Origin of the sequence: Paenibacillus sp. FSL R7-0333 (genome assembly GCF_038000365.1) — a bacterium.
Taxonomy (GTDB): domain Bacteria; phylum Bacillota; class Bacilli; order Paenibacillales; family Paenibacillaceae; genus Paenibacillus_AQ; species Paenibacillus_AQ silagei.
Genome location: NZ_JBBOBZ010000001.1, coordinates 3,066,924 through 3,086,964 on the forward strand (window position 1 = coordinate 3,066,924; position 20,041 = coordinate 3,086,964).

19 protein-coding genes are annotated in these 20,041 nt (G+C 53.4%); 13 read left to right on the plus strand and 6 right to left on the minus strand.

Features of this window, described 5'->3' with window-relative positions; translation table 11 throughout:
- Nucleotides 1-104 precede the first annotated feature (104 nt).
- The 4 genes from MKY86_RS12650 to MKY86_RS12665 all read left to right on the plus strand — a co-directional run bounded on the left by MKY86_RS12650 (nucleotide 105) and on the right by MKY86_RS12665 (nucleotide 4,184).
- Nucleotides 105-1,625, plus strand: a complete 1,521-nt coding sequence (locus MKY86_RS12650; protein ID WP_076074623.1) for a DHA2 family efflux MFS transporter permease subunit — start codon at nucleotides 105-107, stop codon at nucleotides 1,623-1,625.
- Between the two features lie 268 nt (nucleotides 1,626-1,893).
- Entirely contained in the window at nucleotides 1,894-2,748 is an 855-nt protein-coding gene (locus MKY86_RS12655; RefSeq protein WP_036729159.1) for an amino acid ABC transporter substrate-binding protein, read from the plus strand.
- Nucleotides 2,748-3,416: an amino acid ABC transporter permease gene (locus MKY86_RS12660; RefSeq protein WP_076074928.1), complete on the plus strand. Its 669-nt coding sequence runs from the start codon at nucleotides 2,748-2,750 to the stop codon at nucleotides 3,414-3,416. Before MKY86_RS12655 ends, MKY86_RS12660 begins: the two co-directional genes overlap by 1 nt.
- Before the next feature lie 18 nt (nucleotides 3,417-3,434).
- Nucleotides 3,435-4,184 (plus strand): amino acid ABC transporter ATP-binding protein, encoded by a 750-nt coding sequence (locus MKY86_RS12665; RefSeq protein WP_076074625.1) that lies wholly within the window; start codon nucleotides 3,435-3,437, stop codon nucleotides 4,182-4,184.
- A gap of 738 nt (nucleotides 4,185-4,922) precedes the next feature.
- Here MKY86_RS12665 and MKY86_RS12670 read toward each other — a convergent pair.
- Nucleotides 4,923-5,597, minus strand: a complete 675-nt coding sequence (locus tag MKY86_RS12670) for an S-layer homology domain-containing protein (RefSeq protein ID WP_076074628.1) — start codon at nucleotides 5,595-5,597, stop codon at nucleotides 4,923-4,925.
- Between the two features lie 114 nt (nucleotides 5,598-5,711).
- A complete protein-coding gene (locus MKY86_RS12675; RefSeq protein WP_036729149.1) occupies nucleotides 5,712-6,287 on the minus strand; it encodes a hypothetical protein in 576 nt (191 codons plus the stop codon).
- A 288-nt stretch (nucleotides 6,288-6,575) separates the two neighbouring features.
- Between MKY86_RS12675 and fur the strand changes: the two genes are divergently transcribed.
- On the plus strand, nucleotides 6,576-7,049 hold the full coding sequence (gene fur / locus MKY86_RS12680; protein WP_036729146.1) for a ferric iron uptake transcriptional regulator: 474 nt from the start codon (nucleotides 6,576-6,578) through the stop codon (nucleotides 7,047-7,049).
- 94 nt (nucleotides 7,050-7,143) lie between these two features.
- Here the strand turns inward: fur and MKY86_RS12685 are convergent, their stop codons facing one another.
- The gene (locus tag MKY86_RS12685; RefSeq protein WP_036729143.1) at nucleotides 7,144-7,824 is read right to left on the minus strand and encodes a TIGR00266 family protein; all 681 of its coding nucleotides are present in this window, start codon (nucleotides 7,822-7,824) and stop codon (nucleotides 7,144-7,146) included.
- Nucleotides 7,825-8,064: 240 nt separating this feature from the next.
- On the opposite strand from MKY86_RS12685, the gene MKY86_RS12690 reads away from it, so the two are divergent.
- On the plus strand, nucleotides 8,065-8,280 hold the full coding sequence (locus tag MKY86_RS12690) for a hypothetical protein (RefSeq protein WP_036729140.1): 216 nt from the start codon (nucleotides 8,065-8,067) through the stop codon (nucleotides 8,278-8,280).
- 3 nt (nucleotides 8,281-8,283) lie between these two features.
- Here the strand turns inward: MKY86_RS12690 and MKY86_RS12695 are convergent, their stop codons facing one another.
- Nucleotides 8,284-9,102 (minus strand): helix-turn-helix domain-containing protein, encoded by an 819-nt coding sequence (locus MKY86_RS12695; protein ID WP_076074630.1) that lies wholly within the window; start codon nucleotides 9,100-9,102, stop codon nucleotides 8,284-8,286.
- Nucleotides 9,103-9,414: 312 nt separating this feature from the next.
- Here MKY86_RS12695 and MKY86_RS12700 point away from each other — a divergent pair, with 312 nt between their 5' ends.
- The 5 genes from MKY86_RS12700 to MKY86_RS12720 are packed head-to-tail and all read left to right on the plus strand — an operon-like array spanning nucleotide 9,415 to nucleotide 14,375.
- The gene (locus tag MKY86_RS12700) at nucleotides 9,415-10,182 is read left to right on the plus strand and encodes a sugar phosphate isomerase/epimerase family protein (protein ID WP_076074633.1); all 768 of its coding nucleotides are present in this window, start codon (nucleotides 9,415-9,417) and stop codon (nucleotides 10,180-10,182) included.
- Nucleotides 10,175-11,272 (plus strand): Gfo/Idh/MocA family protein, encoded by a 1,098-nt coding sequence (locus MKY86_RS12705; protein WP_036729132.1) that lies wholly within the window; start codon nucleotides 10,175-10,177, stop codon nucleotides 11,270-11,272. The genes MKY86_RS12700 and MKY86_RS12705 overlap by 8 nt, the downstream gene beginning before the upstream one ends.
- A 47-nt stretch (nucleotides 11,273-11,319) precedes the next feature.
- Entirely contained in the window at nucleotides 11,320-12,390 is a 1,071-nt protein-coding gene (locus MKY86_RS12710; protein WP_076074636.1) for a Gfo/Idh/MocA family protein, read from the plus strand.
- Between the two features lie 41 nt (nucleotides 12,391-12,431).
- Nucleotides 12,432-13,400 (plus strand): sugar phosphate isomerase/epimerase family protein, encoded by a 969-nt coding sequence (locus MKY86_RS12715; RefSeq protein ID WP_076074638.1) that lies wholly within the window; start codon nucleotides 12,432-12,434, stop codon nucleotides 13,398-13,400.
- Between the two features lie 3 nt (nucleotides 13,401-13,403).
- Complete coding sequence (locus MKY86_RS12720) at nucleotides 13,404-14,375, plus strand: phosphotransferase family protein (RefSeq protein WP_076074641.1); 972 nt, start codon at nucleotides 13,404-13,406, stop codon at nucleotides 14,373-14,375.
- Nucleotides 14,376-14,457: 82 nt separating this feature from the next.
- On the opposite strand, the gene fabV is transcribed toward MKY86_RS12720, so the two are convergent.
- Complete coding sequence (fabV, locus tag MKY86_RS12725; protein WP_076074643.1) at nucleotides 14,458-15,651, minus strand: enoyl-ACP reductase FabV; 1,194 nt, start codon at nucleotides 15,649-15,651, stop codon at nucleotides 14,458-14,460.
- A 312-nt stretch (nucleotides 15,652-15,963) separates the two neighbouring features.
- Between fabV and MKY86_RS12730 the strand changes: the two genes are divergently transcribed.
- Together MKY86_RS12730 and MKY86_RS12735 are read left to right on the plus strand one after the other, a co-directional pair.
- Nucleotides 15,964-17,034, plus strand: coding sequence for an ABC transporter ATP-binding protein (locus tag MKY86_RS12730; protein ID WP_036729120.1), 1,071 nt, complete (start codon nucleotides 15,964-15,966; stop codon nucleotides 17,032-17,034).
- Between the two features lie 168 nt (nucleotides 17,035-17,202).
- Nucleotides 17,203-18,636 (plus strand): glycoside hydrolase family 43 protein, encoded by a 1,434-nt coding sequence (locus tag MKY86_RS12735; protein ID WP_076074646.1) that lies wholly within the window; start codon nucleotides 17,203-17,205, stop codon nucleotides 18,634-18,636.
- A gap of 115 nt (nucleotides 18,637-18,751) precedes the next feature.
- Here the strand turns inward: MKY86_RS12735 and fabF are convergent, their stop codons facing one another.
- Nucleotides 18,752-19,990 (minus strand): beta-ketoacyl-ACP synthase II, encoded by a 1,239-nt coding sequence (gene fabF / locus MKY86_RS12740; protein ID WP_076074649.1) that lies wholly within the window; start codon nucleotides 19,988-19,990, stop codon nucleotides 18,752-18,754.
- Nucleotides 19,991-20,041: the final 51 nt, after the last annotated feature.

Sequence of the window (20,041 nt, forward strand, 5' to 3'; positions counted from 1 at the left end):
AGACTATGAATTGCACTTACGGACAGTTGTCCGTTCACTCATTATATAGAACAATCTGCCCGCAGGTCAATGTAGAACGCGGACAGCTCAGGAGGAGAAGAGACATGGATCAGACCTTGAAGCAGGAAGCCGATTTCCGGCTGTCCAGCATTCTGGTTCCGCTGCTGGCCATTATTGCCGGAGTATTTATGGTTGTGCTGGACAGTACGGCAATGAATGTAGCCTTGTCCAGGCTGGTGGTGGATTTCAAGACGGACCTGCATACGCTGCAGTGGGTAGTTACCGGATATATGCTGGCTCAGGCTTCAGTTATTCCACTTTCAGGCTGGCTGTCTGACCGGTTCGGGGCCAAGACGGTCTTCCTGACGGCGGTAATTGTGTTTACGATAGGCTCGATTCTGTGCGCTACACCAAGCAGCGCCGAATGGCTGATTGTTTTCCGGGTCATTCAGGGACTTGGCGGTGGCTGTGTGCTCCCTGTCGGGATGGCCTATGTGTACAGACTGGCTCCCAAAAGTAAGGTTGGCGTTGTCATGGGGATTATGGGTATTCCCGTCCTGTTCGCACCCGCTATTGGTCCGGTATTGTCGGGCTGGCTGGTTGAATACCATTCCTGGCGCTGGATCTTCCTCATTAATATTCCGATTGGCATTATTGCTGTGCTGATCGGACTGCGCAAGCTGCCGAATGCGGCGAAGAACAGCGTGCCCGGCATGGATAAGCTCGGTATGGTTCTTGGCCCGCTGGCTTTTGCTTCGCTCACTTACGGGGTCAGCCAGGGTGCGCAGAGCTGGACCTCTGAGAAGACGCTGATCGGGCTGCTGTTGGGCGCTGTGGCGCTGATCGCTTTTGTCATCGCCGAGCTGCGCTCCAAGACACCGCTGCTGGAGCTGCGGATTCTGAAATCCGTTGATTTTACGACAGGGATCATCGTGCAGTGGATTGCCCAGTTCGGCTTATATGGCGCGTTATTCCTGCTCCCGCAATTTCTGCAGCAGGCCCGCGGCTTCGGCGCATTTGATACCGGCCTGACGCTGCTGCCGCAAGCGATTGCTTCCGGGCTGATGATGCCGGTTGCCGGAATCCTGTTCGACCGGATCGGTGTGCGCTGGCTCGTGGTCTGCGGTCTCAGTCTGGTCTCCGGTGCGTTATTCCAGTACTCCCATGTGGATCTTACCACGCAGAGCGGCGACCTGATCCTTCCGCTAATCATGTGCGGGGCCGGAATGGGCATGATGATGATGCCGATGAACACGCATCTGCTCAACAAGGCGCCAAGTCATCTGGTGAACCGGGTAACCTCGCTGACGAATTCGATGCAGCAGGTGATTACCTCGCTGGCCGTCTCGACGCTGGTTACAATTCTGACGGCAAGAACAACGGCGCGCGGTACCGAGATGCAGGAGGCCGCTGCCGCTGCCGGAAAGAGTACCGCAGGCGCTTCGCAGGATGCGCTTCTGCTGGCCAAGCAGACCGTGTTGTCGCAGGGCTTCGCGGACACGTTCCACATTATGATGTTTGTCGCGCTTGGCGGTGCGGTCCTTGGACTGCTGCTGCGCCGGGGCCGCCATTCCGGAGCTGAGCGTTCCAAGGAAAAGGCGGCACCGGAAATCATGCACGTATAGTTGTGCCCTTATAGCAGCAGAGCTTGTAACATCCATATAGCAGCGATTCTCCTTTTGCCGGAGGGTCGCTTTTTTGTTGATTTCTCTTCAGAGAATCCTGATGCCGGAGCAGAATTTGGGGTAAGCTAAGCTATGGAAAATCAATACAATATAAATCCGATGTATATAATCGGAAAAAGTTATTGACGCAGGTAACACCCCGGTGTTACGATTCATTTTGCCGGTAATTACGGTGTGTAAAGAGAAGATACGAGAGGGGATTCATCGAATGAAAAAACTAAGTCTAACTATTATGCTGCTCCTGACCATGGTCACGGCTGCGGCTTGCGGAAGCAACAATACGGACAAGACAGCAACGGGCGGCAACACTCCGGCTGAACCTACGGCTGCGGCTACAGAGGGTGCAGCTTCCGGGGAGCAGAACAGCCTAGAAGCCGTCAAAGCCAGCGGCAAGCTGCGCATCGGAACCGAAGGAACCTACGCACCGTTCACCTTCCATGATGCGGACGGCAAGCTGACGGGCTTCGATGTCGAGATTGCTGAGGAAGTCACCAAGCGCCTGGGTGTGAAGCCGGAGTTCATTGAGACGCAGTGGGACGGGATTTTTGCAGGGATGGATGCGAAGCGCTTCGATGTGATTTTCAATGAAGTCTCTATCACCGATGAGCGCAAAGTGAAATATGATTTCTCTGATCCCTATATTGTCTCCAAGGCTGTGCTGATCGTGCCGGAGGATAATCAGGATATTAAGACATTCGCTGATCTCAAGGGTAAAAAAGCTGGCCAGTCGCTCACCAGCAACCTCGGCAAAATCGCCACAGACAACGGTGCCGAGATTGTATCTACCGAAGGCTTCAACCAGGCGATTGATCTGCTGCTCTCCGGACGGATTGACGCCACTGTCAATGACGGCTTGTCTTTCCTAGATCTGAAGAAGCAGAAGCCGGATGTCAAGATCAAGCAGGTGGATGAGATTGCCGAAGGCTCGCATAGTGCCGCAGTCTTCCTGAAAGGGAATGACGAGCTGGTGCAGGCTGTGAACGAAGCACTGACCGCTATGAAGAGCGACGGAACCTACCTTAAGATCTCCGAGAAGTACTTCGGCACTGACGTATCGAAATGATGGATGACCGCCAAATACAAATATTTCTCGATTCATTGCTGCCTCTGTTCAAAGCAGGGGTGGCTTTTACCCTTCCGTTAGCACTGGTATCATTCATCCTGGGCCTGCTGCTGGCTGTAATTACGGCACTTGCCCGGCTGTCCTCCTGGAGGCTTCCGAAGCTGATCGCCCGCTTCTACGTCTGGGTGATTCGGGGAACGCCGCTGCTGGTGCAGTTGTTTATTATTTTCTATGGACTGCCCGCCGCCGGGATTGTGCTTGATCCATTCATCGCCGCTGTCATCGGGTTCACGCTCAGTGTTGGGGCCTACTCCTCCGAGATTGTCCGGGCTGCCATCCTGTCTATCCACAAAGGCCAGTGGGAGGCCGCGTTCTCGGTGGGGATGAGCCGGAAGCAGGCTCTGCGCCGGGTGATATTGCCTCAAGCGGCCCGTGTGTCGGTTCCGCCGTTATCGAATTCTTTTATTAGCCTGGTTAAGGATACTTCGCTTGCGGCCAGTATTACTTATGTTGAGATTTTCCGAAAAGCCCAGCAGATTGTGGCGACAACCTATGAACCCCTGCTGCTGTATTGCGAAGCGGCGTTGTTCTATCTGCTGTTCTGTTCCGTGTTGTCGGCGCTGCAGAATTACTTGGAGAAGCGGCTGGACCGGTATTCGGCCAGTTAAGGTGAAGGAGGCATACGCATGATTGAAATACGCGATTTACATAAGTCCTTCGGGCCGCTTGTGGTGCTAAAAGGTGTGGATCTCGCCGTTGAACACGGCCAGGTCATGGTCATCATCGGACCTTCCGGCTCCGGCAAAACCACGCTGCTGCGCTGCTTCAACCTGCTGGAGATCCCTGACAAGGGCAGTCTTACGCTGAACAGGATTAAGCTGGATTTCACCCCGGGCGCCAAAATTCCACAGCGTACCGTACTGTCCCTGCGCCAGCAGACAGGAATGGTGTTCCAGTCCTATAATCTGTTCCCGCATATGACGGCGATCGGCAATGTCATGGAGGGACAGATCACGGTGCAAAAGCGTTCCAAGGAGGAAGCGCGCAGCAAGGCGCTGGCACTCTTGGACAAGGTGGGTCTGGCAGACAAGGCAGATGCGTATCCGCATCAGCTGTCCGGCGGCCAGCAGCAGCGTGTAGCGATAGCCCGCGCCATGGCGGTCTCGCCGGAGGTGCTGCTGTTCGATGAGCCGACCTCGGCGCTTGACCCTGAGCTGGTCGGCGAGGTGCTGAAGGTCATCAAGCAGCTGGCCCGGGAAGGCATGACCATGGTCATCGTCACCCATGAGATGAAATTCGCGGCCGATGTGGCCGACCGGATTATCCTGATGGATAACGGAGTCATTCTGGAGCAGGGAACCCCCCGGGAGGTACTGGAGCAGACGAAGAACCCGCGCGCACTTCAATTCCTGAACCGGCTCAGCGGGGAAGAGTGATTGCGGGACGGAGTATATTAAGGCAGACCGGGAGGGGAGTCCTGGTCTGTCTTTTTATTGTTTTGTAGGAAATTATAGTTACTGTTTTGCGGATAAAGTGTTACCAAATGTATGTGAAAACAGCATTGTGTTCGCAAACGGGCATATGGACAAAATGTATGTGAAAAACAGTATACATTGTGTTCGCAAACAGGCATATGGAGCAAATGTATGTGAAAAACAGTATACATTGTGTTCGCAAGCAGGTATATGGACCGAATGTATGTGAAAAACAGCATACATTGTGTTCGCAAGCAGGCCTATGGGCCAAATGTATGTGGAAAACAGCATACATTGTGTTTACGCGAAGATGAGGTGGTAGGCAAAGGTAAACGAAGAAGTGCACTTGAATCCGTGTTTGTAACTCCCCCTCTTAAACAGCGGAGCAGGCGGAATGATTGTGGAGAAGCGGAGCGGTCGCCTTTGTATCCGGATTTTCACCGATTAGGGGAATGAAAAAAATCTGGATGCAAGAGCGATTGGAACAACATTCCGTTTGCGGAGCGTGCTCCTAAGCGTCGCCGTAATTTATACTCCATTACAAATACAATAAAAAACAGGGGGTCCTAATATTTCATTTCACAATAAGCCTACGTACTTCCTGTCAAAAAAACAAGACTGCCCCTAGCCGTAACGGCTTCCGGGACAGCCTTTGATCTATCATACGCGGGGGAACGGTATGAACTAACCTAACTTCCTTTACTTCTGTGTGCCGCCATCGCTAACGGACTTCAAGTAATCCAGCGTGTTATACAGCATTACTGCTGCTTCAGCGCGGGTAATAGTGCTCTTCGGATTGAACTTGCCGCTGGCATCGAGGGCAGTGATCTTGTATTTCAGCGCCCGTTGAATACTGCCCTGATAGGAAGGGTCCAGCGCGTCTGCATCTGTAAGTTCAACTGGGACAAGATTGATCATCGGCAGGTTACCGGCCTTTTCCACGGCTTGAACCAGCATACTGGTATACAGCTCTTTGGTAATCGGCTTGGCCGGATCGATATTGGCCGGGATATTCACACCATTATAATGGGCATTAATGAAGGCTTCGGCGTACCAGGCATTGTCTTTTACTTTGGAGAACAGCGCACTTGCCTGTGGTGCCTTATTGAAATCAATCGCTGCCAGGCTGAGCTGGAGACCGCCGGAGATAAACTGTATCCCCTGCGCTGTAGTTACTGTGGATGCCGGCAGAAATTGGGTGTCGGAGATTCCTTTGATCAGGCCCTGCTCCTTCAGAGAGTTGATCTTATCCTTACCGCTCACCTGGCCGATATCCTTGAAGCTGCTGCCGGCTGCGAAAATTTGTCCGCCAAGAGAGAAGGAAAGGAGGGTTACTGCTGTAATAGCTGCGATCGTGTTTTTTTTCATACTCATCTGAATTCCACCTCTATTATAGGGTTGGGCCGTTTGGCCTGTATCAACTCCTATAACGTAATGAGATCAGAAAAGGTTGCAAGCGAATGAATCCCGTTCTACAGGTCCGGTCAGCTACATCATTTCCTGAAACAGCAGATTTCGGTAGGGGTACCGGCTGAATCGGGTCTTGAACAGCAGTGCTATTCCGCTTTCTTCAATCGTTACGGATTTCAGTGACGTTGTCTTCACATGGCTGCGGACCATCGCCCTTACCGCCCGGTTGTCCTTACGCCGGATGGCGGCAGCCATCGCTTCCGCGAAGCTCCGGTTAACCGCAAGCTCCCGGTAGAGCGGGATGATGGAACGCGCTATGCAGCGGTGGGCGTCTGTATTGAAGGTGAACTGAGCGGTTCCCGGCGGAATCGTCGTGCCATTGGTATAGAAGGCAACCGGCAGCGGAAAAGGGAAAGAGATGAAATAACCGATCCCGTTCGTTCCGTAATTCTCCGCATCCGCAAGTGCGGGGATACTGTGGAGCAAGCTGCCCATCAGGTCCAGGTCGGCAGTGACAATCGCGGTTGTCCATTGCCTGGCATAACTGCGGTTTCCGGCAATTTTCCGGTAGAACGGCAGCATGGCCGCAGCTACGCTGCGCAGTACACGGGCTGTTACAAGCCGCTGCGTCTGCTTAGGTTGTACTTTCGCCATCCGGATCATCCTCACTTTTTTACATATTCGTTTCAATATAAGCACCTATAGGTTTCATGTGATCTTGATATAGAGTATGGGGATAGCGGGCACTTCGGAATGGGCGGACCCGGTTTCGGCAGAAATATTATCTATGCGTGGAGTGGCAGAGGGGGGGCTATTACGGGCAAGTGGTGTTATACTGGTGTCAGGACTTTTCTTTGACGGGCAAGTTTGTTATGCTTATATCGTAACGATTACTAATTATTCTGCGGGAATTGTTCTGCTTCCGGAAAGGTGGGAACCCGGGTGAACCGAGTGGCAAATATCAGCCAGCAGTTTGCGGCTCATAATTATAAGCTTACACCACAGCGTGAGGCGATAGTGAGGGTGCTGCTGGATAATGAGAAGGATCATCTAAGCGTGGAAGAGGTATATATGCTGGTCAAGCGCAGTTACCCGCATTTGGGGCTGGCGACCGTCTACCGTACCTTGGAGCTGCTGTGTGAACTTCATATTGTGCAAAAAATGAATTTCGGCGACGGCGTCGCCCGTTATGATCTGCGCGACGACGATCATGTGCATATGCATCATCACCTGATCTGTAATGTATGCGGTAAGCTGGAAGAGATCAAGGATGATTGGCTGGTGGAGCTGGAGGCGCGGGTAGCCCGTGAATACGGCTTCAGTGTGACTGATCACCGTCTCGATTTCAAAGGCACCTATAATAGCTGTCAAAAGAACGGCTGCAAGGGCGACAAGGACTGCCGCGCCGTCTCATAAGCACATCTGCAACGCACAGAAGGCGCAGGGCTGAAGTTCAGCCTGCGCCTTCTTGCAAATATTAAGAAGTTACGGAATCTGCGAAATGCCGCTGCTAGGAGCGGTTCGGAACGAAGGATTTGATCCAGGTTCCGAAGCTGCCGGGATTGCGGGTCTGAACCAGGATCACCCCTTCGCCGCGGAACCGGCAGACCAGGGCCTCGCCGCTGGTTAAGCTGTTCAGCCAGCCGGAGGCTGCTTTTTCCACCTTGTAATCCATATAGTCCGGCCAAGCTACAAGGTGTCCGTTATCGATGATCATCTCTTCGCCCGGTCCGAGGTTAATGGCGTGAATCGCTCCGAAGGAGGAGAGGAAGACGGTGCCCCTGCCGCTGATTTCCAGAATGAAGAAGCCTTCGCCGGAGAACAGGCCGCGGGTCAGATTCTGCATCTTGGTATTGACCTGAATGCCTTGGGTTCCCGCCAGGAAGCCGTCCTTCTGTACGATCAGCTTGTACGACCCGTCCAGCTCAATGGCCTGTACATCCCCGATAGAACCGGGTGAGAGCAGCACCTCACTCTGTCCGCGCGTGGCGGTCAGCTCCTGGAAGAAGAATTTCTCCCCGCTCAGCATGCGGCCCAGGCCGCGCATAATTCCGCCATCCACGGTGCCCCGCAGCTCTACATTCGGTGACATGGCGACCATCGCACCCATCTCCGCCTTAACGCTCTCGCCCGGCTCCAGCAGGACCTTAAGCATGGCGAAGGCGCCGTCATACAGCACATCATATTTCATAATAGTGTTCCTCCTCATTCTTCCGGTTGTATTCCTATGATCACAGGTATGTAGCTTGCTCCTCAAGGATACTGTAACAGGCTGTTCTACTGCAAGCCGCGCTTTAGGCAACAAGGAGCTAACATGCAGTAACAGATGATTATAGTGAAGAGTACCGGGCAGTGATCAGGATATTGTGTTAAAATGAAGCAGACAGTGCAGCCGCACTGAATATACGATTGACAAGGAGTGTCGCCGCTTATGGCACGGACAAGAACGCAGAAGGCGCTGCTTAAGGCAGAGCGCTCAGGCACATGGTGTGCAGAAAGAAACCGCAGACTCAATCAGGATTACGGGGCCATCTCCCAGCATGTCAGAGTTACACCCGGCAAACGCCAGCAACTGAATAAGGTCAAACACAAGGAGCGGATCTTCCATGATGGCGCTCCTTTTGCATGCCTGGGAGCAGCGGGGTAATACTTATACCTGTGCCCTGCTGTGAATACGGTACTCCTTGGGCGACATGCCGAACCGGCTGCGGAAAATCCGGTGGAAATAGGTATAGTTCGCAAAACCGCAGGTCTCGGAGACATGCTCCAGCGGCATGGGGCTAAACGTAATCTTTTCCCGGGCCATATCCAGCCGTACATCATTTACATATTTAACAATCGTGGTGCCGAAGGCTTCCTTGAACAGATGAACCGCCCGGGAGACCGAGATATCCACATGTGCGGCCACATCCTCCAGCCGGAAGGCGTAAGAGGCGTGCTCTTCAACGTACTGCTTCATCCGGTAAGCCAGATAAGCCTTCGGTGAGATCGCGGGCTGATCAATCATCAGCCGGTCAATCTCCATACACAGAATCTGCAGATAACAAGCAGAGATATCCGGTGAGGAGTCCGACAAGCGGCGCTGCTCCAGCACAAGCTGGCGGAAGAGGCCGAGAATATGATCACTCATCGGCAGGCGGAGTACCGCCGGACGCTGCTTGCGTCTCCACCATTCTTCAATCCATGGGCCGCTGCAAAAGATATGATAGTCACCGCTCTCGATCCTCGGCTTGCCGACGGGATAGACTTCCTTGTCGATACTCAAGTAGTAGGGGTCATTCGGTGCGAACAGCATGAGATCGCCGCTCTCAACGGTTGTAATGGCTCCGTTCTCCCTGGTGCGGCTGCGCCCTTCAGTCTGGAGCCGCAGCAGATAATACTGTACACCCTCGCTGCGTGACATATGAAATGGTTTGCGGTGGAAGGAGAATCCGGCGGATAGAATGTGGCAAGCGGCAGATGTTGTCATGTGTCCCTCCTAGTCTAATAAATGATAAGCAGATTGTTCATGTTTTAATCATATTATTCATTTTATTATATACGCTTTCATATTACCATGTAGCTAAGCAAAAAACATACAAATGATGTGGAGAAGGCCGTATTGCGGCGCTAATCGCTACATTTACAAACTCTGGAAGCAGTGGATGAAACAAAGAGAACGCTGCGTTCTCCAATGTTTACAGCCCGTTTGTTCAGGTGATGCGCTTCAGGGAAGGTAACCGGGAGTGCGGCGGCAGCAAGAACAGGATAACTCCGGATCATATAAGGAGTGGGAATAACAATGCTTAAGGTTGGATTGCAGCTGTATACGCTGAGAGAAGAACTGGAACAGGATTTCGAGGGGACTATACGTAAGGTAGCCGAGCTGGGCTACAGCGGTGTGGAGTTCTTCCACTATTTCGGCCGTACGGCTGAACAGGTGAAGGCGCTGCTTGAAGAGACAGGACTTGTTGCTGTCGGAGCACACCGCCCGTACGATGCGATGCTGAATGATACGGAGCAGGAGATTCGCTTCAATCTGGAGATCGGCAACCGTAATCTGATCGTGCCTTATCTGACAGAAGAACAACGGAACTGGCCGGAGGTAGCCGCGGGTCTGCGGACCATCGGCGAGAAATGCAAGGCTGCCGGTGCTGTTCTGTCTTATCATAATCATGATTTTGAATTCACGGAGAAGGTTGACGGCCAGCCGGCCTTTGATTATCTGTTCGAAGCGGTGCCTGCTGAGCAGCTTCAAGTGGAGATGGATACCTGCTGGGTGTATTACGGCGGATATGATCCGGCAGAATATATCCGTAAGTATGCAGGACGCCTGCCGATCATCCACCTCAAGGATCTGAAGAAGAAAGAAGACGGCTCACCGGAGACTGTAGTACTCGGCGAAGGTGAAGTGGATCTGGCTGCGATCATTGAAGCAGCAGCTAGCGCTGGTGTGGAATGGGCAGTGGTGGAGCAGGACTTCTGCAGCCGCTCGCCGCTTGGTAGTGTCGCTGACAGCTTGAACTGGATCAAAACATACGAGAATCAAGGAGGAAGTATTCATGTCTAACAAACTCAAAATTGCTATTATCGGTTGCGGTGGTATCGCAAACGGCAAACATATGCCAAGCCTTGCCCGTCAGGAGGATGCCGAAATGGTGGCATTCTGTGATATCGTGGAAGAACGTGCCCAGGAGGCTGCCAAGACCTACGGCTCGGAAGGCGCTGCTGTATTTACCGATTTTCGTGAGTTGCTGGCAACGGGCGGATTCGATATCGTGCATGTCTGCACGCCGAATGACAGCCACTCCGAGATTACGGTTGCCGCACTGGAAGCCGGCAATCATGTGCTGTGTGAGAAGCCGATGGCCAAGACCACTGCTCAGGCTAAGGAAATGCTGGATGCCGCCAAGCGTACAGGCAAGAAATTGTCTATTGCTTATCAGAACCGTTTCCGCGCAGACAGTGAATATCTGAAGGGGCTGTGTGAAGAAGGGGAGCTTGGCGATATCTATTACGGTAAGGCTATTGCGCTTCGCCGCCGCGCGGTTCCAACCTGGGGCGTGTTCCTGGATGAAGAGAAGCAGGGCGGAGGTCCGCTGATCGATATTGGTACCCATGCGCTGGATCTGACACTCTGGCTGATGAATAACTATAAGCCGCGTATGGTAGTAGGCTCCACTTTCCATAAGCTGGGCCAGAAGAAGAACGCCGCGAATGCCTTCGGTCCGTGGGACCCTGAGCAATTCAAGGTTGAAGATTCCGCCTTCGGCTTCATTACAATGGAGAACGGTGCTACAATTGTACTTGAATCCAGCTGGGCGCTGAACGTATCTGAATTCGGTGAAGCCAAGACCATGCTTGCCGGAACGGAAGGCGGAGCGGATATGAAGGACGGGCTGCGTCTGAACGGCGAACGTGCCGGCCGCCTGTATGAGACCAAGGTGGACCTGTCCTCCGGCGGTGTTGCCTTCTACAGCGGAGCTGCGGAGAATGAAGCAGACCGTGAAGCCCGTCTGTGGCTGGAAGCCGTAAGAGAAGACAAGGACCCGGTGGTTCTGCCGGAGCAGGCCTTCGTAGTTACCCAGATTCTTGAAGCAGTGTATGAATCAGCACGTACCGGACGCGCCGTATATTTCGACGGAAGTTCTGACAACTAAGAGCTTCTCCGGGTCACGCGACTATCAGAGAAACAGGAGTGGAATCCATGAGTTCAATCAAACATACTGTAGCCATCGTTGGTTACGGCGGAATGGGAAGCTACCATACCCAATTAATCAAAGAGAGTGACCGGGTGGTAGTGACCGGAGCCTTCGATCTGCTGGCAGAGCGGCGCACCTTGGCTGAGGAAGCAGGCTACACCGCGTATTCCAGCTATGAAGAATTGCTGGCAGATCCGGCTGTGGACATTGTTCTGATTGCTACACCGAATGATGTACACAAGGACATTGCCCTTCAGGCTTTTCAGGCGGGCAAGCATGTAGTCTGTGAGAAGCCGGTGTCCATGTCCTCGGCTGAATTCATCGAGATGCAGGCTGCTGCGGAGGCGGCCGGACGGGTGCTGATGGTGCACCAGAACAGACGCTGGGATGAGGATTTCCGCGTAATCAGGGAGATGTATGAGCGGGGGACGATTGGATCACTCTTTCAGATTGAATCCCGGGTGCATGGTGCCAACGGAATTCCCGGCGACTGGCGTCATGTGAAGGAGCAAGGCGGCGGGATGCTGCTGGACTGGGGTGTGCATCTGCTGGATCAACTGTTGTTCATGATTGACAGCAAGGTGAGCAGTGTCAGCAGCAGTCTGAGCTTTATCCTCGGCAATAACGTGGATGACGGATTCGATGCGGTGCTGCAGTTCGAGAACGGCATCAGAGCCATCGTCGAGGTAGGGACAACCAATTTCATCACGATGCCAAGATGGTATGTGAAGGGCACCGGGGGAACCGCTATTATTGAAGACTGGTCGCTGAGAGGCAGAATTGTAGCCCCCAACCACGAATCGGAAAAGATTGAACCCACACCGATCCGCGCAGGTGTAGGCTTGACTAAGACGATGGCCCCGCCTTCAGAAGGCTCGACCGTCCTTGAAGATCTGCCTGCGGCATTAGAGATGACCTCCAGCTTCTATGATAATCTGGCCGCTGTTATCGAAGGCACGGCGGAACCGATTGTCAAGAATGCCGAGGTGCTTCGTGTGCTGAAGCTTATTGAGGCGATCTTCGAAGCGGCAGAGCGTAATGAGACTATTAAGAATTTCGATAACTACGGAGCTTAAGCTAGGCTTCAATACGACCCTAGGAGAGGTGGAATCTGCAAATGAAACTTGGAGTATTTATGGTGTTGTTCGGCGGCCGCAAGCTGGAGGATGCACTGGATTATGTGGTCTCCAAAGGACTAAAGGCTGTTGAGATCGGTACCGGAGGGTATCCCGGGAACAGCCATTGCAATCCCAAGGAGCTGCTGGAGAATGAAGCGGCCCTTCAGGAATTCAAGCAGCAAATCGAATCCCGCGGCTTGATCATCAGCGCGCTAAGCTGCCACGGCAACCCGCTGCACCCGCAGAAGGAGCTGGCAGACAAGGATCACGAAGTGTTTGTAGACACCGTGAAGCTTGCACAGAAGCTGGGCGTCAAGGTTGTGAATACCTTCTCCGGCTGTCCGGGCGATCATGAAGGCGCGAAATATCCGAACTGGCCGGTTGCCCCATGGCCGAATGATTACCAGGAGATTCTGGCCTGGCAGTGGGAGAACAAGGTCATTCCTTATTGGACAGAGCAGGCGGCCTTCGCCACTGCACATGATGTGAAGATTGGTCTTGAGCTGCACGGAGGCTTCTCGGTACACACTCCGGCTACCCTGCTGAGATTAAGAGAAGCTGCCGGAGAGGCCATCGGTGCGAACCTTGACCCGAGCCATATGTGGTGGCAGGGAATAGATCCGGTACAGGCCATTCATATTCTCGGCCGTGAAGGCGCGATCCATCACTTCCATGCGAAGGATACCGTTATTGATCCGGTGAACGTCAACAAGCATGGCCTGACGGACATGCAGTCCTATACGAATATGCTGGACCGCGCCTGGCAGTTCCGTTCCGTAGGCTACGGACACGATGTCAAGGTCTGGGCAGACATGATGAGCGCACTGCGTCTGGTAGGCTACGACTATGTAGTCAGTATCGAGCATGAAGACGGCCTGATGTCCATTGAAGAGGGCTTCTCCAAAGCGGTTGACAATCTCAAGCAGGTGCTGATCGAAGAGCCGCTGTCTGAGATGTGGTGGGTCTAACCGGTGGAGAGCTTCACTAAAGTCCAATTGAACGACTGGCAGCTTAGTCTCCTGACTGCCGCAGCCTTTGGGACAGATATCCAGATCGTCAGCAGCAGGGAGTTGACTGCCGGATTCTTCAATACGGCTTATGACCTGGAGCTTAGCGACGACCGCTCCGTCATTCTTAAGGTGGCTCCGGACCCGGAGACAGAGACTCTTAGCTACGAGAAGGATATCATGCGTGCTGAGGTGGAGGCTCTCCGGCTGGTACGTGCTGCTGGCGGTGTGCCTGTGCCGGAAGTATACAGCTATGACGACAGTCTGCAGTTGGTTCCGTGTCCGTATTTTTTCATGGAGAAGATTGAAGGGCAGCCGTATAACGAGGTGAAGGAGAGTCTCACCGAGGAACAGCGGTATTCCATTGAATACGAGCTGGGTCAGTATCAGCGGAGAATCAATGCGATTGAAGGGCCAGCCTTCGGGCTGTTCGGCAAAGAGTCTGACGGGAGTGGACGGTCCTGGAGGGAGACCTTCCGGTCTATGCTGCTGAACCTGCTTCAGGATGCGGTCAGGCTGGGTGCACGATTGCCCGCAGAACAGCAGGAAATAGAGCAGGTGCTGGAGCTGTATCTGCCTGCTCTGGATGAAGTGACGCAGCCGCACCTGGTGCACTGGGATCTGTGGAACGGCAACATCTTTGTAAGGGATGGGGTAATCGTATCCATCATTGACTGGGAGCGGGCGATGTGGGGCGATGTGCTGCTGGAGTATTATTTCCGGCATTTCGAGAGCTCGGCAGCGTTCTATGAAGGGTATGGGTCGGCTTTTGCCAGCCGGAATGAAGGGCTGCGTAAGCAGCTGTATGACCTGTATCTGGACCTTATCATGCTTATAGAATGTTATTCGCGCCAGTACAAGGATGAGAATCATGTGAACTGGGCGCATGACAATCTCGCTGAGTCCTGGAAGCGGTTCTCGGCTCTGGTACTATAGGATACACAAGAGGCCGGATCTCTTCTGAGATTCCGGCCTCTTGAGATTGTGTACAACAGACCAGATGAATGTCAGTCAGCAATCAGTAGCTGCTGTTCCGGATGGCAACAACCGGGCTGATGTCAGCTTCATAGTCAACGCCGCCGGATTCGAAGCCGAACAGCTGGAAGAACTCGCGTCTGTAACCGGCCAGATCGGAATATTCGTAGACGTTCTCCGTGCTTAGCATGGGCCAGATCCGGTCCACTTCCGTCTGCACAGCGTGGCTCATCTCATGGTCATCTATCCGGATGCGCCCTTGCGCATCTACCGGAGTCCCTTCAGGGTTGTACAGGAAACCGGTATACAGCCGATAGGCTTGCTCAATGCAGCCTTCGTGCACTCCCTGATCTTTCATGACCTTGTATAGGACTGAGATGTATAGCGGAACTACAGGAATCGCCGAGCTGGACTGGGTCACCAGACCCTTACTGACTGCAACATAGGCGCGGCCGCCGGTTCGTGATAATTCTGCATTCAGCTGTAAGGCTGTAGCTTCCAGATGGTCTTTAGCCCGGCCGATCGTGCCGTCGCGGTAGACAGCCTGTGTAAGCTCTGGACCTACATAGGAAAAGGCGAGAGTGACCGCATCTGCTGCCAAAACGCCGGAATCCCGGAGCGCTTCAATCCATAGCTGCCAGTCTTCTCCGCCCATCACATGAACGGTAGCATCGATTTCAGCTTCGGTGGCCGGTTCAATCTGTACGGTGCTTAGTTCTCCGTTATGGAAATTGACGGTTGTATTGGTATAAGGGCTGCCAGTAGGCTTCAACACAGATTGATGAACTTCCCCGGTCTGCGGGTCTGTTCTGCGCGCCGAGGCTACGCTGTAGATGACAAGATCAACCTGTCCAAGCTCGCGGCGGATCAACGCTATGGTCCGTTCTTTTGTCTCAGCGGTAAAAGCGTCCCCGCACACGCTATAAGAGCGCAAGCCCGCTGTGTGGGCCATCTCCTCAAACGCTGCGGAATTATACCAGCCTGCGGAAGCGGTTCGTGTCTCGCTGGCTGTACTCGGTCTATAGACACCTACAGTGGCTGCTCCAGTACCGAAGGCTGCTGCAATTCTAGCGCCAAGCCCATAACCGGTTGAAGCGCCGATAACGAGCACATTGCGGGGACCTGTAAACTTTCTTTGATTCAGTACATAGGTCACTTGCTCCTGTACCTGGTGTGCACAGCCTGCCGGATGGGCAGTTGTGCAGATGAACCCGCGGGTTCTTGGTTTTATGATCATTAGAATAGCTACCTCGCTTTCATCGGTGGTTGCAGGGATTGCAGAAATAAACATACCAGATGACGACATTCTTTGGCAAAGGGTGGGATGTGGGAATGATACGCGTAACTGCCGGGAATTTTGCTATGGATGTGCTCTTCGTGTATTCTCATAGTAGGGGGAAGCTTGGCCCCGAATAATGATTGTTGACGGTGGCGTTTTCAGAAAAATCTTGACGGAAGCCCCCTAAGATAGATAAAATAATAGTATTGCGTGTTTTTTCGATATTAAGAATGAAGATCATACTTGAAAAGAAACAGAGAGGGTGACAGGATGGAGCGCCTTTTAGAGGTAAAAGACCTGGCTATATCATTCAGAACACGCGGAGGAGAAGTTCAAGCAATCCGTGGTGTCAGCTTTCATGTAAATAAAGGGGAGACACTGGCGATTGTTGGCGAATCCGGTTCCGGTAAGAGCGTAACCTCGCAAGCCGTCATGAAGCTGGTTCCTCAGCCTGCGGGCGAATATAAGCGTGGACAGATTCTGTTCGATGGACAAGATCTGATCGGCAAGAGTGAGAAGCAGATGCAAAAAATCCGCGGCAAAGAAATCGGAATGATCTTCCAAGATCCGATGACTTCACTCAACCCGATGATGAAGGTTGGACGGCAGATTACGGAAGTGCTGTTCAAGCATGAGAATATCACGAAGGAAGCTGCCTACAAACGTGGTGTTGAATTGCTCAATCTGGTGGGTATTCCGTCACCGGAACGCCGTTTCCAGCAGTATCCGCATGAATTCAGCGGCGGGATGCGCCAACGTGTTGTAATCGCTATGGCACTGGCTGCTAACCCTAAGCTCCTGATTGCCGATGAGCCGACAACCGCGCTTGACGTAACGATTCAGGCACAGATCCTCGATCTAATGAAGGACCTGCAAAAGAAGATTGATACAGCGATCATTTTCATCACCCATGACCTTGGGGTTGTGGCAAGAATGGCTGACCGTGTAGCTGTAATGTATGCCGGACAGATCGTTGAAATGGGTACTGCAGAAGAGATCTTCTATGATCCAAGACATCCGTACACTTGGGGCCTGCTGGCTTCCATGCCAAGTCTGGAGAGCAAAGGCTCGATGCTTACAGCGATCCCGGGCACACCACCCGACTTGATCAAGCCGCCTAAGGGGGATGCTTTCGCCCTGCGCAGCACGTATGCAATGGCGATTGACATGGAGAAGGAACCGCCAATGTACAAGGTATCGGACTCCCATCTTGTGAAGTCTTGGCTGATGCATCCGATGGCACCAGCGGTGGAGCCGCCGGATGTCGTGAAGAAGCAGCGCCGCGTGTTGAGCAATGCCTATCCAGAGCCGGTACTTGTCGGCAACAGCAGCGAATACTAAGTTTGATTAGATCAGCGTCAGGCCATAATCGGCCTGGCGTTTTTTGTTTTATGGGGTATTATATTTCATATAAACATAAAACAAAACTAACTAATATAAATAAAAGTATTGACTAAATCCCATTTGCGCAGCAAAATGTAAGGGTATACATAGGGAGGTTATGATGAGATGAGAAAAAGATCCTTAACGGCGTTGATATCCTTATCCCTGCTGTCGGCATGCAGTGGAGGGAATCCGGAAGGGCCGCCGAAGTTCGGGAATGTATCTGTACACGATCCCTCTGTGATTAGGGTGGAGGATACGTATTACGTGTTCGGTTCGCATCTGGCCTCGGCCAAATCCAAGGATCTGATGTCGTGGACGCAGATTTCTTCCGGCGTGACGGACGATAATGTGCTGATCCCGAATGTAACGGAGGAGCTTAGCGAGACGCTTAGCTGGGCCCAGTCGGATACGCTGTGGGCACCGGATGTCATTCAGTTGGCAGACGGCAAGTTCTACATGTATTACGATGCCTGCAAGGGAGATTCCCCGCTGTCTGGGCTGGGTATTGCCGTAGCCGATGAGATTGAAGGTCCTTACAAGAATAAAGGCATTATTCTGAAGTCGGGAATGTCCGGCATCGGGGATGATGGAGAGGTGTACGATGCCACGGAGAAGCCTAATGTGGTGGACCCTGATGTGTTTTTTGATAAAGACGGCAAGCTGTGGATGGTCTACGGCTCCTACTCGGGCGGCATCTTCATCCTGGAGCTGGACCCGGCTACGGGCTTCCCGCTGGAGGGCCAGGGCTACGGCAAGAAGCTGCTCGGAGGGAATCATGCGCGGATTGAAGGGCCGTATATGCTATACAGCCCGGAGACCAATTATTACTATCTGTTCCTCTCCTACGGAGGGCTTGATGCGAATGGCGGCTATAATATCCGTGTAGCGCGTTCCAAGCATCCGGCTGGCCCGTTCGAGGACTCGGAAGGTAAGGCTATGCTGGATGCGCAGGGGACGCCTGGAGTGCTGTTCGATGATCCGGCCTACGCACCTTACGGCGTTAAGCTGATGGGGAATCATGAATTTGTGAATACAGATGAAGAAGCAGCCGGAGCGGGTGCAGGCTATGTCTCCCCCGGACATAATTCGGCGTACTATGATGAGACAAGCGGGCAGTATTATCTGATCTTCCATACCCGGTTCCCGGGTCTTGGGGAGCAGCATGAGGTTCGGGTTCATCAGATGTTCATGAATGAAGCAGGCTGGCCTGTTGTTGCACCCCATCGTTACGGAGGCGAGAAGATAGGCAAGTACACTGCCAAGGATGTGACGGGTGCTTACATGCTGGTGAACCACGGCAAGGAGATTACGGCTGAGCTGGCGGAGTCGCAGTTGGTGGAGCTGAACACAGACGGCACGATAAGCGGAGCAGCAACAGGGACATGGACCTTGAGCAATGATCATATGGCGAAGCTGACAATAGAGGGTGCGGAATACAGCGGGGTGTTCCTGCGGGAATGGAATGAAGCGGCCTCAAGCGAGGTAATGACCTTCACGGCACTTTCAGCGGAAGGCATTGCAGTCTGGGGAAGCCATATGTCACCGGAGAAAAAGTAAGCTGATCCCGTGAACAGTCAAGTCACAGCCGCATCCTGGCCTTAACCATTACAAACAGCGGACCTCCCTTAGAATGGGAGATCCGCTGTTTGCTGTACATAGGAATTAGCTGCGATTATGCTTCATACTTGCGCAGAACGATTACAGCGTTGTGGCCGCCGAAGCCAAAGGAGTTGGAGATCCCGATCTTCAGCTCCGCTTGGCGGGCTACATTAGGGACATAATCCAGATCGCAGTACTCGTCCGGCTGCTCCAGATTAATCGTCGGCGGGATGAGCCCTTCTTGCAGGCTTTTGAGCAGGGCAATAGCTTCCAGACCGCCGGCTGCGCCCAGGGCATGTCCAGTCATCGATTTGTTCGCCGTGACCGGAATCCGGTAGGCTTGCTCCCCGAATAGCTTCTTAATAGCCAGAGTCTCCGAGCGGTCTCCGACGATTGTGCTGGTCGCGTGCGCGCTGATAACATCTACCTCCCCGGGACTGATTCCAGCCTCGCTGAGCGCCAGCTTCATCGCCTGATAGGCTCCTATCCCCTCAGGATGGGTGGCTACCATATGATAAGCGTCCGAGCTGGCACCATATCCGGTAACCTCGCCATAGATGACGGCATCTCTGCGCAGGGCATGGGAGAGGGATTCAAGGATCACAATAGCTCCGCCCTCCGCAATGACAAATCCGTCCCTGTTCCGGTCAAAAGGCCGGCTGGCCCCCTGCGGCTCCACATTCCGGGTAGACAAGGCTGTCGCATTCCCGAAGCTGGCCAGGGCAATCTCGGTCACCGCCGCTTCTGCCCCTCCGGCGATGATTACATCGGCCCCGCCGTAACGGATCAGGCGGAAGGCTTCGCCAATGGCCGTGTTCCCGATGGAACAGGCAGTCACCGGCGAGAGTGTCGGCCCCTGCGCCCCCAGCTTGATGCTGATCATTGCTGCTGCCATATTGGAGATCAGCATCGGGATCAGGGTAGGGCTTACCCGCTCCGGTCCCCGGGAACGCAGCAGCTCGCCCTGGTCCATCAATGTCTGGATACCGCCTACGCCGGAGCCTACATAGACGCCCAGCCGTTCCCGGTCCAGCTCCTCCAGCCGGAGACCGGAATGCATCCAGGCCTCCTCTGCGGCAGCAAGCGCGAACTGGCTGAACCGGTCCATCCGCCGGGCCTCCTTGCGGCCGAATCTGGCATCCGGGTCGAAGGCCGGTACCGAGCCGGCAATCTTGGTTTTGAAGTGAGTGGTATCAAAAGAATCAATCGGCGTAATCCCCGATTCTCCTGCCGTAAGGCGGCTCCAGAACTGGTCCACGGTATTGCCAAGCGGGGAGATGACACCCATTCCTGTAATCACGACACGTTCCATCTTCTATTCCTCCTGTTAATCTGAATAAGCTTATTTTTTCATGTTGCTTAT

Excerpts from the sequence above, each read along its gene's own strand:
- MKY86_RS12650 (WP_076074623.1), top strand. The coding sequence starts at position 105 with ATGGATCAGACCTTGAAGCAGGAAGCCGATTTCCGGCTGTCCAGCATT.
- MKY86_RS12655 (WP_036729159.1), top strand. The coding sequence starts at position 1,894 with ATGAAAAAACTAAGTCTAACTATTATGCTGCTCCTGACCATGGTCACG.
- MKY86_RS12660 (WP_076074928.1), top strand. The coding sequence starts at position 2,748 with ATGGATGACCGCCAAATACAAATATTTCTCGATTCATTGCTGCCTCTG.
- MKY86_RS12665 (WP_076074625.1), top strand. The coding sequence starts at position 3,435 with ATGATTGAAATACGCGATTTACATAAGTCCTTCGGGCCGCTTGTGGTG.
- MKY86_RS12670 (WP_076074628.1), bottom strand. The coding sequence starts at position 5,597 with ATGAGTATGAAAAAAAACACGATCGCAGCTATTACAGCAGTAACCCTC.
- MKY86_RS12675 (WP_036729149.1), bottom strand. The coding sequence starts at position 6,287 with ATGGCGAAAGTACAACCTAAGCAGACGCAGCGGCTTGTAACAGCCCGT.
- MKY86_RS12685 (WP_036729143.1), bottom strand. The coding sequence starts at position 7,824 with ATGAAATATGATGTGCTGTATGACGGCGCCTTCGCCATGCTTAAGGTC.
- MKY86_RS12690 (WP_036729140.1), top strand. The coding sequence starts at position 8,065 with ATGGCACGGACAAGAACGCAGAAGGCGCTGCTTAAGGCAGAGCGCTCA.
- MKY86_RS12695 (WP_076074630.1), bottom strand. The coding sequence starts at position 9,102 with ATGACAACATCTGCCGCTTGCCACATTCTATCCGCCGGATTCTCCTTC.
- MKY86_RS12700 (WP_076074633.1), top strand. The coding sequence starts at position 9,415 with ATGCTTAAGGTTGGATTGCAGCTGTATACGCTGAGAGAAGAACTGGAA.
- MKY86_RS12705 (WP_036729132.1), top strand. The coding sequence starts at position 10,175 with ATGTCTAACAAACTCAAAATTGCTATTATCGGTTGCGGTGGTATCGCA.
- MKY86_RS12710 (WP_076074636.1), top strand. The coding sequence starts at position 11,320 with ATGAGTTCAATCAAACATACTGTAGCCATCGTTGGTTACGGCGGAATG.
- MKY86_RS12715 (WP_076074638.1), top strand. The coding sequence starts at position 12,432 with ATGAAACTTGGAGTATTTATGGTGTTGTTCGGCGGCCGCAAGCTGGAG.
- fabV (WP_076074643.1), bottom strand. The coding sequence starts at position 15,651 with ATGATCATAAAACCAAGAACCCGCGGGTTCATCTGCACAACTGCCCAT.
- MKY86_RS12730 (WP_036729120.1), top strand. The coding sequence starts at position 15,964 with ATGGAGCGCCTTTTAGAGGTAAAAGACCTGGCTATATCATTCAGAACA.
- MKY86_RS12735 (WP_076074646.1), top strand. The coding sequence starts at position 17,203 with ATGAGAAAAAGATCCTTAACGGCGTTGATATCCTTATCCCTGCTGTCG.
- fabF (WP_076074649.1), bottom strand. The coding sequence starts at position 19,990 with ATGGAACGTGTCGTGATTACAGGAATGGGTGTCATCTCCCCGCTTGGC.